This window comes from Microcoleus sp. Aus8_D2 (assembly GCF_036702665.1).
Lineage (GTDB): Bacteria > Cyanobacteriota > Cyanobacteriia > Cyanobacteriales > Microcoleaceae > Microcoleus.
The window spans coordinates 23099-36997 of record NZ_JAUBUN010000009.1 but is presented as its reverse complement, the minus strand read 5'-3'; the positions used below and the strand labels follow the sequence as shown (position 1 = coordinate 36997).

The window sequence follows — 13899 nt, the reverse complement described above, 5'->3', positions numbered from 1 at the left end:
CTCTGCCGGGGAACCGATATAAGCGAGGCTCTGCCTCGCTTTGGAAAGATGAAAATGGAGGCAGAGCCTCCGGATATGCGTTATCAGGCAGAGCCTGATAACGAGTAATAAGGACTAAAGTCATTACTACGAACCAATTTCTACAAAAACGATCTCGCCCTCAATCTTGACCGGGTAAGATTCCAAGGAATCGGGTGAATTCAAACATTTACCAGTATCTAACTTGAACTGAAATTTGTGAAACGGACAAGTAATGATGCCATTACTTACTTTCCCCATATCGATCGGATATTCCAAATGAGAGCAAGCATTGCGGTAACAAGTCACCTTCGCACCTTGGCGATTCAAAATCAGCGAAGTATCCTCAACTTTCACCTTCAAAATACCCAATTCTGGAACTTGATTTAGCGCCGTTATCTCTACCCACATATGATTTTTTGGTTTAAATAAATTATGACAGACTGATTGGCGATCGCCCTGAGCATCAGGATAAGTTCCAGGTAGCAAATGTAGCTCAGCTATGAGATAATATATCAAAAATTTCTATTTATGAAATTCAAAATCTTGACGGGACTCCTGACAGGGTTAGTAGTTTCTACTAGCACAACTGCGCTGTTTTGTCAACCCAGCCGTGCGGGAAATAATAGCTTTTTCTGCGCTACTCTCAACAGACAGCCTGTCACCTTGGTTCGCACCCCACGGGGGAATGTGCCACTCGTCCGCTGGACTTCTAACAACTATTTTCCACCGCCGTGGACGGCCCAAAAACGCTGCCAAGAGGTAGGTCGAAGATTTCAGCGAAACTACGACAACGGTACTCTCAAATATATTAACACTGGAATTCTGAACGGAGAACCGGTGGTGCTGCTGTTAACAAAGACGATAGTTGTACGAATAGGACTTTGCTATTCACTCTCAAGCGGGGGAGTGATGCTGATGCTACTTTGCAAAGATTGAGGGATCGTCGCGGGTTGGCCTCTGGATATGTACTATCTGAAACTGGGCCTGGTTCTGTTGATGTGGATAGATATCTGGAGGAGACACCTGTTGAGGAAAATGTTTCTCCTATTTCACCATAGTCGATTCGTATTCATTATGGGCGATCGATCCCCCTAGCGCGTGTTTTCCAACCCGGAGATCCCCCCTAGCCCCCCTTAGTAAGGGGGGGACAAGAGAGCATTTAAAGTCCCCCTTATTAAGGGGGATTTAGGGGGATCGAGCCTTCTCTAAAAACGATAGAAACACAGGACAACTCAAAGTCCCCTTTATTAAGGAGGATTTAGGGGGAGCGAGCCTTCGATAAAAATGAGATTTCCCAAGGTATAAATTAACTTCTGTTGAAGTCATCTCTTCTATTAACAAATAAAATCAATGAACTTCTCTAACAAACTTCCCATCGCCTTAATCGGTACAGTTGCAACTATTGTCATCGCACAACCAACCGCAGTTTTCGCAATATCTGCTGATGAAGTAGGCAAAATAGCTAAATCAATCACAGTCCTGATTGACAGTAAAAATCCTGGTTCGGGAATCATTATTAAACGGAATGGCAACACTTACACGGTGCTGACTGCCCGTCACGTTTTCAAAGATGCTCAAGCTAAATATGAGATTGTCACCCCTGATGACAAGCGGTATTTGCTCAATTACAGCAGTGTCAAAAAACTGCCAAATATTGACTTAGCAGTTGTCGAGTTTACCAGCAGTCAAACTTACAGCGTTGCTAAGATTGGCAACTCGGATTTTGCGACAGAAGGGAAAGCTGCTTATGTGGCTGGGTTTCCGAAGACTTCAGCGGCGATTAATAGTTCGATTTACAATTTCACGGATGGGCGGATTACTGCTAATGCTTCTCGACCTTTAGAAGATAGTTATGCGTTGGTTTATAGTAATAATACGTTGCCGGGAATGAGCGGGGGCCGGTGTTGAATGAGAATGGCGAGGTGGTGGGAATTCACGGGAGGGCGGATACGAGGGCGGCGGAATCTAGCAGTATTAATCAGGATATTCAAATTGCTAAGACTGGTTTTAATCTGGGGATTCCGATTAATACGAGTTTGAGATTGTTGGCTTCATCTCAAGTGGATTTAGGGGTGAAGGTTCCGAGTGCACCTGTGGCAACAGGGCCGAAGGCTGATGATTTTTATATTCAGGGTGGGGATAAGTATGAAAAAGGAGATTATCAGGGTGCTATAGCCGATTATAACCAAGCTTTGCAAATTAATCCTAATTATGCCAAGGCTTATCAGAATCGGGGGGTTGCCCGCCGTCGTTTAGGAGAAAATCAGGGTGCTATAGGCGATTACAACCAAGCTTTACGAATTGATCCTAACTTTGCCTTAGCCTATAGCAACCGTGGAAATGCCCGCCGTGGTTTAGGAGACAATCAGGGTGCTATAGCCGATTACAACCAAGCTTTGCGAATTAATCCTAACTTTGCCGAAGCCTATTACAACCGTGGAAATGCCCGCCGTGGTTTAGGAGACAATCAGGGTGCTATAGCCGATTACAACGAGGCTTTGCGAATTAATCCTAACTTTGCCGAAGCCTACAACAACCGGGGAATTGCCCGCTATAAATTAGGAGATAAGCAGGGTGCTGTAGCCGATTACAACGAAGCTTTGCGAATTAATCCTAACGATGCCGAAGCCTACAACAACCGGGGAGCTGTCCGCTCTAAATTAGGAGATAAGCAGGGTGCAATTCAAGACTTTCAGAAAGCAGCCAACTTATTGCAGCAGCAAGGAGATCGAGAGAGCTATCAAAAAGTCCTTGACAATCTTAGGATACTTCAAGGAACTGCAACAACTTCCCAAACATCAAGCGTATTACTAACCGCTAATAGCTCATTAATACCCGGTAGATCCTCTGCCCTTCCCTCTGATGGAAGTTTGTACGAGCAACATAGCTTTGTAGGTCGTGCCGGTCAATCAGTTACAATTAGCGTAGAAAGTAGCGATTTTGATACCTATGTCGCACTCTTTGGCCCTGATGGAAAACTGTTAGCAAAAAATGACGACATCAGCAAATCAAATTCCAATTCAGCCCTCACCTTCACCTTACCCGCCAGCGGCCGCTATATCGTAGTTGTTAATGCTTATAAAAAAGGCGAAAGAGGTAGATACACTTTGACAGTCCGCTAGTATTCAATGTTGACGATGCTTACATTTATCAGATTGAGTGATTGCGTTCAATCTGAATACGATCGGGAGGATTTACTCACTGCGACTAAAGAAACCGGGTTTTTACCTAATCTGTCGGCTGCCACGAATATTTTTCGTAAAAAACCAGGTTTCACAGCCCCAGCCAATGCTATTATACTGATAATTTGTCAGCCTCCAAATTCAAATTAATGGCAAGATTACCAGACCAAACTATCAGCAATATTTTCAAATTACAACAGCGGTTAGTCGCACTTCTCGACACAGCAACAGCAGCAGAATATTCCCTCTTACAGCAATTTGGCGAAACCCCGGAAACAATGCCTGAGTTAGAAGCAATTGATAATGTCAAGGAACGCCTGAGAATTCCCTACAACCGCTTGCACAGAATCTTGCAACAGGTGGCAGAATCTCAACCAGCAGCAACAGCCGATGTGCTAGACTTTTTGTATAGGACGATAGACCAAGGAGAGGCGATCGCCGATGCCTCAGAAGCCAGTATTCAAGAAATTAAAAGGAGTTGGAATCTGCCATGACTCAACAGCCAAGAATACCCGATTTAGAAACTAGACAGCAAAATGTTGCTAGAATGCGAGAATCTTGTCGCCTGCTTGATGCTTGGACGCTACAGTTAGATGAAGTGCTCGCAATGTTAGAAGCTGACAACCGCCGTCAGCGACAGGAACGTTTAGATGGTAAATATCGGCGAGTACCAGAAAAAGTAGCCGAATCCTAAATAATTGCCCGAATCCTTTGACTACAATATCTGTTGCTCATTTGATGGCAAAATAAAGGTTAACTATTATTATCTAATTTCAGGGGGAGAATTCGATCTGCAGTTAAAGTAATTACTTTGCCATCTTGCCAAATGCTAATTGATTCCCCTAATTTGCGGTGTTTTTCTATGGCTTTAGCAATTAAACCCGGAGAGCCCCCCTAACCCCCCTTAAAAAGGGGGGACAAGACGGTTCAAAGTCCCCCTTTTTAAGGGGGATGCGAGGGGGATCTGATTTGATTGATACTGTCACCATAATCTGACAACTGCCTCAATAAATTTATTTGGTGTCTTGAACTTCCAGCGACTTAATCATTTTCTCAACAACCGGCAAAAACTTATCGTACTTCCCCGCTTCCGCTTCATAGGTAATCAAATAAGCCTTGTCATGTTTCAGCGTCCAAACATTCAATTTTTTAAACTCTTCATTCCCTTCTTTGGTTGTATAAACAACTCTCTACCCATTTTTGCCAGCTAAAGTCGATTTTTCCTCTTTAGCTATCTTAGCATTTTTATCTAACTTCAGGATTTCTTGCTTAGATAAATTCGTATAGTCATCGAGGGTTTGATTGCTGGTAGGTTCGACTGTGACAATCAGCCGTTCTTGAAAGTCGCCCTCGCTTTCTTTCGGTGAAATAAATTGAACCACCTCTTTGGTAATGGCGTTAGACTCTTCTTGTTTAGTCCAATTATCGGGATATTTGATTTTAATGCCTTGGACTGTATTGTCATAACTTGCCAAATTGTCCGCAGCCTCCAATCCCATAAGTTTTCTAATTTCTGGTGTAAATAATGCTGCTACACCAAATATAGCAGCCAAACCAACCCCAAGCAAACCAATTTTATGATCTCGCGTCCAGTTACTCATTAATGTCAATAAGTTAGGAGATGATACTAGAGTAGAAGATGGTCGAACTATCCTCAAATTGTTGAAAGCTTGCAATACCTCTGCGGCTGACTGGTAGCGATCGCGAAAATGATAGCGCACCATTTTGTTTAAAATATTAGCAAAACCGGCGCTAACTGGGACGCGAGCGCGCCAAATAATTTCACCGTTAGCATTTTTTGGCAACTCGTGAGGAAGTATGCCAGTCAGCCATTCAATGCCAGTCACTCCCACAGCATAGATATCGCTGCTAAAGTTAGGCTGTCCGTTATTTTGTTCCGCTGGCATATAGCCACCAGTACCGATGCCAATAGTCGGCGGAGTTTGCCCTGTGGTGTTAGCTATTTGAGTGCTAATTCGTTTGACCGCCCCAAAGTCAATTAAGAATATTTTGCGGTCAGAATTGCGCCTCATTAAATTAGCAGGTTTAATATCCCGGTGGATGACTTTGTGATCCTGAACAAATACCAATATTTCTACGATGTCCTGCAAAATAGCCATAACTTCAGACTCGCTAAGCTGCTGGCCCGGAGTAATTTCTTTACTTAAATCTATCCCCTCAATCAACTCTTGAACTAAATAAAATTCTTGATTTTCCTCAAAATGATCCAAAAGTTCGGGAATCTGAGGATGAGTTCCTAGTTGGTGAAGGGTGTCTGTTTCTGTTTTAAATAAACGTCTAGCTATACTTAGAGTTTGCGGATCTGTAAACTGCGGCTTGAGTTGCTTGACGACACACCGAAGATTACCCGATCGCTTTTTATCTTCAGCCAGGTAAGTCTGACCGAATCCACCGCCTCCCAAGTGTTTTATGATGTGGTAGCGTCCTGCGAGTGTTTGTCCTTGCATGAGAGTTATGTTGGGTAGCAGTAGTGTCGGGGCTGAACTATTGATAGCTTAGTTTAGTTTAGGAAACCTGTCATCTTTAACGGCTAGGTTGAGACTATCTCGATTTTGTAGTTATAACAGTTGTCCCCTACGGATGAATCTGACTCAAAATCACCCGCAATCTGTCGTAATCATCCTTGAGCAAAACACTCAAACTCCTGCCCGCTTCCACCAACCAAGATCGATCGCGCATTCGCAACTGATAAATCTCCCGAATCGTCGCCGCTATTAGCGCATCCACCGGCGCATTAGTCACTCCCAGCAGCGTCCTCAAAAAATCCAACTGCACCGTAAAATCAATCACCTCATCCGGTTCGCACCGATAAACCGCCTGGTGAATTTGTGGCGGGCGCGGCGGCAAATACTGATAAATTGTACCCCTAGAGGAGCCGTTGCCGTTCAACCTTTCCGGGGGCTTCTCGAACCCCACAATCGCCACTCGAAACTCGGTTTTGAGCATCGCAAAAATCTGCGGTTGTTCTTCCCGCAACTCTTCCAGCGACAATCCCAAGGCGCGAGCTCTGTGCACGGAGTCGATCGGGCTAGTGGTAGCATAGTAAACCACGCCGTAGATTTGATTTTTTGATTCTTCATCTTGGGCCTTCACCCAACTCCCGAAAGGCGGCATCACCGGAAAACTCAAGTCATCAGGTTCTAAACATTGAGCCAAAAACTCCGTAGTTGCTGTCTCGATGACTTCGGCAATGCGATCGGGATGGCGCTCTTTTGTTGTAAATTGGGGTAAAGGTAAACGCATAGTTTTAGTTATTAGTCATTGGGCATGGGGCATGGGGCATGGGGCATGGGGCATGGGGCATGGGGCATGGGGCATGGGGCATGGGGCATGGGGCATAGGGCATGGGGCATGGGGCATTAGTTATCGGTTTTGTGTTATGGCTTTTTTCAGCAACAGTGCGGCACGCTTAGAATTTGCCACCTTAGACAATATTGCATTCATTCACCAAAAAACGAGCGAGAAGCCCCTGGCTTTAGACATGGGGAGGAAAGCGGTAGCGACTTCAGTCGCCTTGAAGTTACTTTCTTCAAAATGCGTAGCTATAGCCATCTTTTTTGTGAATCGGACTGCAATATTTATAACCAATACCAGCCACTCTTTCAGACTTGGTTACAATATCAAAACTACCTGAAGCACGACATAGAACCCGCCCTACATAGCAGCCGATTTTCTTCCCTGCGGTAACGGTCGCACTAACAAGATCGCCAGTCTGAAACCCTTTGTGGATTTGCACTCTGGATTTGTGCCGAGTAGGAAAGCCATACCTATTTGTACCGCACATCTGCCGCATCCCATGCCCTTTTGCTGTAATCAGTAACGGCTTTGAGGTTAAGACTTCGAGGGTGTCAAAGTTAGCTACACACGCAGCATCAAGCCAGTGCGATTTGGGCAAGCCTAATCGATTGCGATTGAACTTAGTTTGCCCGCCTGTACCAGTAGTGACAGGTAATCCTGTCTCTTTAAGTGCATTGAACAACGCCCATCGGGTTGAGTTGACTGCTGCCGCATCTTTGAGTGGTAGTTTTGCCTGTTTCAGAAGGCGGTTTAGCACGTCGGGTTTAGCCGCTAGGAATGCCCGAACATCCTGATTACCTTTCTTCTGATTGCAATCGTGACAAGCCAGCGTCAAATTAGAAACTCTGTTGGAACCACCTCTTGACTTAGCTTGAATGTGCTCAATCTCAAACGGTACATTTTCAACCGAGCAATAAGCGCACTGCCGATTCCATTTTTCCAAGAGATACTCGCGGACTTCGTAACCGTGCAATTCTCCTTGCTGATACATAACACCTGAGATTTCAGGATTTTGCATTAGTTGCAAATCGAACCGCACTAGCTCTTGAACAATGCTGGCAATGGGTGCAAATCGAATCAACTTGCGAACCCATGTGAGCGTTGTTTCGACCCGATGCTGTAAAGATGGAGCTAGCCAACCATCCGGACGGGTGCGATTGAGGAATCGCGCCTGACGATACCGAGTCTTGCGATTGCGTCTTCCTCGCCTGAGTTGGCGACGAGACAGCAATGCTTCTAGAATTTGTTGCCCTCGATGTTGTAGCTCGGCTCCAAAGATTATCTTGTCGCTCTGCTTGATGGCAATACCAGTAGTTTTAGAGCCTGGATCGAGTTTGATCTCTAAGGGCTCAGGACTTGCGTCAACCTCTTTGTTCAAAATTATCCTAAAGGGAAATCGCCTGAAAACAGATGCTTTGCCTGCGTTGAGTAATGAGCGCCCTAATCCTGGTTTACAGGGTGATAGCGGGCGGCCTTTAGTGTCTAGAACAAAAATAAAATTAGACATTTTTGCGTCTCTTCTACTCGCGTGTAATGTTAGCCTCGGCAATGTTTAATGAGCTTTTTCGGCTAAAAGCACTGTCTTAACCCGTTAAAACTGTTTAACTTTTAGCGACAGGGCAACGAACTGGCTACGCATTCGTTGGTGTCATGACTCATAAAACGGAGTCCTCAAAGGACGCGAGCCTGGTCAGGTTTGGCTTGTTCCATCCCGCTCGAAGAGCCGGACAGTCTACAAGCCCCTAGATGAAAGCTATGGGGTTCCTGACTCTCAATTCTTGAAATTATCTGCGTTAATCTGTGTCGATCTGCCTTTCGTCTGCGGTTGTTCTATCAATTAAATATTTATGCAATTCAAGTCTCTTGATAATATGGGTAGTCAGAAACCGGGTTTTTTACCAAACTTGAGGGTTATAAGCACGTATTTCGATTAAAAACCCGGTTGATCGCCACCCCTGCGTAAGTCCAAAATTACGAATTACGAATTACGAATTACCAATGACTAATGACTATTTCGCGCGGCCAGCCGTAGCATCCACAATATCCAACTGGGATAAGCGGAACGTAATCAGCTTGTCCCAATTGCCACCTTCAAACAATACCGCGACTTTCCCGTCGGTAACTCGCTGCACAAGTCCTTGAAAGCCGTAGTAAATCTCGCCCTTATCTTTAACTCGAACTGCCGAACCTGGAAAAATCATAATTCTTTGAATGTTAAGTTTGCTCTTTATAGCTTACCGTTTCTCGTTTCTAGTTCCCAAGCAGATCTCGGGAATTAGGCAAAGCTTCGCCAACAGGAGACAAAGCTGGGAAACGAAAGTTTGTGAGACTTCTCCCAAAAACTCTTGTGGGGCAGGCCGGAGAGCCTGCCCTTGACGAACTTTTGGATGAGATGTCTATTAGGCTAGGGCTGCTACGGAAACTTTACCAGCAATCCGACCCGCGATCGCCCGCAACTCCCTCGCCGAAGCAGAACCCGGTTGGCCCACCACAATCGGTACGCCCGAATCGCCACCTTCCCGCAGCGGAATTTCCAGCGGAATGCGGCCTAACAGCGGCACTCCCAACTCAGCCGCCGTTCTTTCCCCGCCACCGGAACCGAAAATATCGTACTGCTTGTCAGGCATATCCGGCGGCACAAAATAGCTCATGTTTTCCACAATTCCCAATACCGAGACTCCCAACTGCTGGAACATCTTTAACCCCTTGCGGGAGTCCAACAAAGCCACGGTCTGGGGTGTCGTCACAATCACCACACCTGCCATCGGCACTGCTTGCGCCATTGTCAATTGTGCGTCTCCCGTACCCGGAGGCATATCGACAATCAGATAGTCTAAATCGCCCCAATTCGCCTGGTAGAGGAACTGTCGGATGATGCCGTTCAACATCGGGCCGCGCCAAATCACGGGTTGGTCTTTGTCAATTAAAAACGCCATCGACACTAATTTGACGCCGTAGTTGAAAGCGGGCTCGAGGGTTTCTCCGGTTTTTCCGTCCCTCACCATTACTTTTGCGTCCCCCAGCCCCAACATATTTGGGTCGTTGGGCCCGTAGATATCGGCATCCAGCAAACCCACCTTTGCGCCGGTTTGCGCCAGGGCTACAGCTACATTCACCGCCACTGTGCTTTTGCCGACGCCCCCTTTGCCGCTGGAAATTGCGATAATATTTTTAACGCCTTCTATGCCTTGGCGATCGACTACTCCCTTTTGTTGCGGGGTCTCGGCTGTCACCTCCACGGCCACTTTTTCGACTCCTGGCAACTGTTTGACCGCTTTTTGGCAATCTTCGACAATAAATTCTCGCAGGGGGCAAGCAGGCGTTGTCAGCACTAAAGTAAAACTGACGACACCGCCGTCAATTTTAATGTTACGAATCATGTTCAATTCCACCAAACTCTTTTGCAGTTCGGGGTCTTGCACGGGTCGCAGGATTTCTAAGACTGAACTAATATCGAGTGTGTTGGGCATTGTGTTCTCCACCATAGCTCTGCAATTGGGTCAACGAATTTTCGATCGCAAGTTTAAGTATATTTTTGTTGCTATTTTTTAATGTATCTTCATTGCGATCATTTGCAGACCTGCGGTGGCATAATTACAGGACTACTGGATTTGGGAATCATCGCCCATCTAAAACTCAAATCTGACAACAGAAATTTTATGACAGTTTCTACAACACTTAAAACCGCAACTTCCCCGTTTTTGCCACCCGCTGACTCTAGAGCTAGAGTCAGCCAATTTATGAAAAGCCTACAAGACGAAATTTGTCAAGCCCTCGAACAGGTCGATGGCGGCGGCAAATTTAAAGAGGACTCTTGGGAACGCTCCGAAGGCGGGGGCGGACGTTCTCGCGTTATGCGCGAAGGCAATGTGTTTGAACAAGGCGGAGTCAACTTTTCCCAAGTTTGGGGCGAAAGTTTGCCAGCTTTGATTCTGGCCAAGCACCCAGAAGCTGCCGGTCACGATTTCTACGCCACTGGTACTTCGATGGTGCTGCACCCCCGCAATCCCTATTTGCCTACGGTTCACCTGAATTACCGCTATTTTGAGGCAGGCCCGATTTGGTGGTTTGGCGGCGGTGTCGATTTGACTCCTTATTACCTGTTGGATGAGGATGCAGCTCATTTCCACAAAACTCTCAAAGCAGCTTGCGACAAACACCATTCGGACTATTATCCGACTTTTAAACTCTGGTGCGACGAATATTTCTACCTCCCGCACCGCCAAGAAACTCGCGGCATCGGCGGCTTGTTTTTTGACTACCAAAACGCTCAAGGCCCGCTTTACCGCGACCAGAATGTCAAAGGGAAAGCTGCTGAGTACAGCAAGAATGCCGGACACCCAGAACCCAGAAGCTGGGAGTCGCTGTTCGCCTTCGTACAGGACTGCGGCCGCGCATTTTTGCCGGCTTACACCCCAATTGTTGAAAAACACCGATCGAAAGCATACGGCGATCGCGAGCGCGATTTCCAACTTTACCGCCGCGGCCGTTACGTTGAATTTAACTTAGTGTACGATCGGGGCACGACCTTTGGCTTGCAGACCAACGGACGCACCGAATCGATTCTGATGTCCCTGCCACCTCTGGTACGCTGGGAATATTGCTACGAGCCAGAACCCAACTCTCCAGAAGCCGAACTCTACTCAAAGTTCTTAAAACCGCAAGATTGGGCGAATTGGTTGCCTCAGCAGTCACCGACCTGAGTTAAACTACTGAGAAAGTAACCACCGCGATAAATAGTAATAAATTTGAGGGAAGGGTCAGTGATTCATATTGATCAAAAAACCCACACGCTTCAAGACGGTACAACAGTTATCGTCTTAGCACCGACAGGACGGTTGGACATCACGACAGCTTGGCAATTCCGCCTCAAGTTGCAAGAGTGTATTTCCAAACTCAGCCGTCATGTCGTCGTGAATCTTGGTCAGGTAAACTTTATCGATAGTTCTGGCCTGACCTCGTTGGTTGCAGGTATGCGCGATGCGGATAAAGTTAAGGGCAGTTTCCGCATTTGCAATGTTCATCCAGAAGCCAAACTGGTGTTTGAAGTCACCATGATGGATTCTGTGTTTGAAATCTTTGAGACGGAAGAAGAAGCTCTAGAGGGGGTGCCGCGCGCAAGTTGATTGCTCTTGCTGACATCGGTTTTGGTGTAAGGACAATTTAAGAAGACCGGGCGATTGAAATCGCGTCTACACAAACTTGCACGTGCCTCCGCAGGTTGAAGACCGGGTGGTGAAAATTACGCGCTCTTCGTCTTTAGTCCGCGGAGGCGGACGAAAGTTTGACGCTTACGCGGTTTAAACCGCCGTCCGATCCGATCCCAAGCGTATTGGCCAATATTTCAGAAGCAAAATCCTGACGCTTGACAAATCTAAAAGGGCCCATTAAAGCTCCCCAGATAGCCTTACCTGTCGTGGGGTTTATTCCTTTGTCGTAGCTTAGAAATTCCTCGCCTGCGGCTTCAAATCCCAAGTCTACTTGGTAATTTTGCCCGTCGTAGGTAAAGCCGCAGCGAGTGCCCGGAGGCAGAGATGCCCGAAAGCGATAGCGGTTTGAACCTAAATTTTGCACCGCAACCGAGAGGGTGCAGCCCGGGAGGAGTTCGATTTGCTCGCTAGTTAGCTTTTCGAGCAACTCAGGATGGCGACCCGCTCCTTTGACGGCTGCAATGTCCTTAAACATATAATACTGAGCTTCTATAAGTCCTGGCGCTCCCTGAACGTGCCTCAGTTGCACGATGCGGGGGCGGTAGGGCTTGTCTAGTTCCAGAATATTGGCTTGTTCGGCAAACAGGGCAATGCTGGGCTCGGAAAATAGAGCAACGGGCAGCGGTCTTTGCCAAAAACGTAGGTGGACGTACCACGCCGGATCTGCTAGCGCTTGTTCTCGGTTGTCAAATTCGCCCGCCATGTATTGGGCTAAAGCTCTTAATTCAGGAGAAATTGTCATGTTCGTTCGATTTTTGACGATTGGGCTTGACAGTAAAATATGATTGTGGTATGAGTTGCCCGAACAGGGCCGGGCAAGTCAGAAGATGGGATTTAGGAGCGATCCCAGCTAAGCTATGATTGTAAAGATACTTGGCTTTTGCCCTGGTAGCGCGACAAATTAATTGTTGCTGCCGATCGCCCGCAAAATCTGATCGATCAAATTTTGCCTGTGTTCCCGGCTGCTGCACTTAAAAAAAACTGGCAATTTTTGCCAGCGAGATCGCCAATCGACTCCCCCGACTTTACTCATGCCGCGCTGGTCCACCTGTGGCGGCACAATTATTTATCTATAAAACTCAGGTGAACAAGAACCGTACTGTTTCAGATACTAAGCGAAGTTTCTATACGATTCACACTCGACCGATTAACTCAATTTACCGACGAGTGGTAGAAGAGTTGATGGTAGAAATGCACTTGCTTTCGGCGAATGTCGATTTTCAATACGACCCAATTTATGCTTTGGGCGTGGTGACAGCTTTCGATCGATTCATGCTCGGGTACGCCCCAGAAGCAGACAGACTTTCGATTTTTAACGCCTTGTGCAAGTCCCTAGAAGACGATCCCGATCGCTACAAACATGACGCTCACCGCTTGGAAAGCTTGGCAGATCGACTTTCCGGCTCCGAATTGGTGTCGTGGCTCGATCGCTCGATGAGCTTTGAAGATGCAGGAGATTTGCAAGCGTCTTTAGGGGCGATCGCCAGCAACGCTCAATTTAAGTACAGTCGCTTATTCGCGATCGGTTTGTTCTCGCTGTTAGAAAAAGCCGATCCCGAGATGGTAAAAAACCCAGAAACTCGCAACGACGCGATCGCCAAAGTCAGTGCAGCTTTGCATCTACCTGAAGACAAAGTTAGCAAAGATTTAGATTTGTACCGCAGCAATTTGGAAAAAATGGCTCAAGCGCGAATAGTGCTTCAAGATGTCATCCAAGCTGAACGGAAAAAACGTGAAAAACGAGAAACAAAAGTTACTGCCGCCCCCTCAGCAGACTCTTCTGAGAGCAATAATTAATCGTTTGAAGTCATCAGTCATTAGTCATCAGTCAGAGAGCACAGGCCAGAAGGAAAAGGGAATTGTTTGTTTGCTATGTAAAACAAACAATTCCTTTATTTTTTTTTCAATTGTGACGGATGTCTTGCGATCTCAAATCCGGTAGCATCGTCCTGTATTAATCTCTCATTTATCTCTCTGTGTTCTCTGCGCCCTCTGCGGTTAAATAATTCCGATACAACCGGAAACGATCTTCTAGGTAGAGGTAGTTATCCCAGGTCAACCCTTCCGCTTCGCTGACTGACAAGCTGTCAAGCGGTCAACTGTCAACTAAGAGGGCCCGCACGGGGCACCGCCCCTACAACTGTCAAGCGGTCAACTGTCAAGCGGTC

General features: G+C 46.6%; 19 protein-coding genes. 10 read left to right on the top strand and 9 right to left on the bottom strand.

The features are described 5' to 3' along the window. Window positions 1-126 precede the first annotated feature (126 nt). Window positions 127-537, bottom strand: coding sequence for a Rieske (2Fe-2S) protein (locus QUB64_RS09505; protein WP_333268079.1), 411 nt, complete (start codon window positions 535-537; stop codon window positions 127-129). 12 nt (window positions 538-549) lie between these two features. Between QUB64_RS09505 and QUB64_RS09500 the strand changes: the two genes are divergently transcribed. The 6 genes from QUB64_RS09500 to QUB64_RS09480 all read left to right on the top strand — a co-directional run bounded on the left by QUB64_RS09500 (window position 550) and on the right by QUB64_RS09480 (window position 3897). Then, window positions 550-957: a COP23 domain-containing protein gene (locus QUB64_RS09500; protein ID WP_333268080.1), complete on the top strand. Its 408-nt coding sequence runs from the start codon at window positions 550-552 to the stop codon at window positions 955-957. Next, window positions 903-1079 (top strand): hypothetical protein, encoded by a 177-nt coding sequence (locus tag QUB64_RS32935; RefSeq protein ID WP_442921642.1) that lies wholly within the window; start codon window positions 903-905, stop codon window positions 1077-1079. The genes QUB64_RS09500 and QUB64_RS32935 overlap by 55 nt, the downstream gene beginning before the upstream one ends. Window positions 1080-1371: 292 nt before the next feature. After that, complete coding sequence (locus QUB64_RS09495; protein ID WP_333268082.1) at window positions 1372-1929, top strand: S1 family peptidase; 558 nt, start codon at window positions 1372-1374, stop codon at window positions 1927-1929. After that, window positions 1923-3143, top strand: coding sequence for a tetratricopeptide repeat protein (locus QUB64_RS09490; protein ID WP_333268084.1), 1221 nt, complete (start codon window positions 1923-1925; stop codon window positions 3141-3143). The genes QUB64_RS09495 and QUB64_RS09490 overlap by 7 nt, the downstream gene beginning before the upstream one ends. 209 nt (window positions 3144-3352) lie before the next feature. Then, window positions 3353-3697 carry a hypothetical protein gene (locus tag QUB64_RS09485; RefSeq protein WP_333268086.1) on the top strand — a complete coding sequence of 115 codons (345 nt, stop codon included), beginning with the start codon at window positions 3353-3355 and terminating at the stop codon, window positions 3695-3697. Then, window positions 3694-3897 (top strand): hypothetical protein, encoded by a 204-nt coding sequence (locus QUB64_RS09480; protein ID WP_333268088.1) that lies wholly within the window; start codon window positions 3694-3696, stop codon window positions 3895-3897. The genes QUB64_RS09485 and QUB64_RS09480 overlap by 4 nt, the downstream gene beginning before the upstream one ends. A 319-nt stretch (window positions 3898-4216) precedes the next feature. Here the strand turns inward: QUB64_RS09480 and QUB64_RS09475 are convergent, their stop codons facing one another. The 3 genes from QUB64_RS09475 to QUB64_RS09465 form a co-directional block, all read right to left on the bottom strand. After that, window positions 4217-4348, bottom strand: a complete 132-nt coding sequence (locus QUB64_RS09475) for a hypothetical protein (RefSeq protein ID WP_333268090.1) — start codon at window positions 4346-4348, stop codon at window positions 4217-4219. Window positions 4349-4393: 45 nt separating this feature from the next. After that, window positions 4394-5671 carry a serine/threonine-protein kinase gene (locus QUB64_RS09470; RefSeq protein WP_333268092.1) on the bottom strand — a complete coding sequence of 426 codons (1278 nt, stop codon included), beginning with the start codon at window positions 5669-5671 and terminating at the stop codon, window positions 4394-4396. Window positions 5672-5798: 127 nt separating this feature from the next. Beyond that, window positions 5799-6467 (bottom strand): HAS-barrel domain-containing protein, encoded by a 669-nt coding sequence (locus QUB64_RS09465; RefSeq protein ID WP_333268094.1) that lies wholly within the window; start codon window positions 6465-6467, stop codon window positions 5799-5801. A 31-nt stretch (window positions 6468-6498) separates the two neighbouring features. On the opposite strand from QUB64_RS09465, the gene QUB64_RS09460 reads away from it, so the two are divergent. Next, window positions 6499-6858: a hypothetical protein gene (locus QUB64_RS09460; protein WP_333394032.1), complete on the top strand. Its 360-nt coding sequence runs from the start codon at window positions 6499-6501 to the stop codon at window positions 6856-6858. Here the strand turns inward: QUB64_RS09460 and iscB are convergent. The 3 genes from iscB to QUB64_RS09445 all read right to left on the bottom strand — a co-directional run bounded on the left by iscB (window position 6754) and on the right by QUB64_RS09445 (window position 9991). Further along, a complete protein-coding gene (gene iscB, locus QUB64_RS09455) occupies window positions 6754-8028 on the bottom strand; it encodes an RNA-guided endonuclease IscB (protein WP_333268097.1) in 1275 nt (424 codons plus the stop codon). The two genes, QUB64_RS09460 and iscB, sit on opposite strands and share 105 nt — an antisense overlap. Before the next feature lie 502 nt (window positions 8029-8530). After that, window positions 8531-8722 carry an NAD(P)H dehydrogenase subunit NdhS gene (locus QUB64_RS09450; protein ID WP_293185343.1) on the bottom strand — a complete coding sequence of 64 codons (192 nt, stop codon included), beginning with the start codon at window positions 8720-8722 and terminating at the stop codon, window positions 8531-8533. 198 nt (window positions 8723-8920) lie between these two features. Further along, entirely contained in the window at window positions 8921-9991 is a 1071-nt protein-coding gene (locus QUB64_RS09445) for an Mrp/NBP35 family ATP-binding protein (protein ID WP_333268099.1), read from the bottom strand. A gap of 189 nt (window positions 9992-10180) precedes the next feature. Here QUB64_RS09445 and hemF point away from each other — a divergent pair, with 189 nt between their 5' ends. Further along, complete coding sequence (hemF, locus tag QUB64_RS09440) at window positions 10181-11224, top strand: oxygen-dependent coproporphyrinogen oxidase (RefSeq protein WP_333268102.1); 1044 nt, start codon at window positions 10181-10183, stop codon at window positions 11222-11224. A gap of 60 nt (window positions 11225-11284) precedes the next feature. Next, window positions 11285-11647 carry an STAS domain-containing protein gene (locus QUB64_RS09435; protein ID WP_006631392.1) on the top strand — a complete coding sequence of 121 codons (363 nt, stop codon included), beginning with the start codon at window positions 11285-11287 and terminating at the stop codon, window positions 11645-11647. Window positions 11648-11780: 133 nt separating this feature from the next. Here the strand turns inward: QUB64_RS09435 and QUB64_RS09430 are convergent, their stop codons facing one another. Both QUB64_RS09430 and QUB64_RS09425 read right to left on the bottom strand, forming a co-directional pair. Next, window positions 11781-12473: a chromophore lyase CpcT/CpeT gene (locus QUB64_RS09430; RefSeq protein WP_333268105.1), complete on the bottom strand. Its 693-nt coding sequence runs from the start codon at window positions 12471-12473 to the stop codon at window positions 11781-11783. A gap of 159 nt (window positions 12474-12632) precedes the next feature. After that, a complete protein-coding gene (locus QUB64_RS09425; RefSeq protein ID WP_333268107.1) occupies window positions 12633-12764 on the bottom strand; it encodes a hypothetical protein in 132 nt (43 codons plus the stop codon). A gap of 50 nt (window positions 12765-12814) precedes the next feature. Between QUB64_RS09425 and psb29 the strand changes: the two genes are divergently transcribed. Continuing rightward, a complete protein-coding gene (gene psb29 / locus QUB64_RS09420; RefSeq protein ID WP_333268110.1) occupies window positions 12815-13528 on the top strand; it encodes a photosystem II biogenesis protein Psp29 in 714 nt (237 codons plus the stop codon). The last annotated feature ends 371 nt before the right edge of the window (window positions 13529-13899 follow it).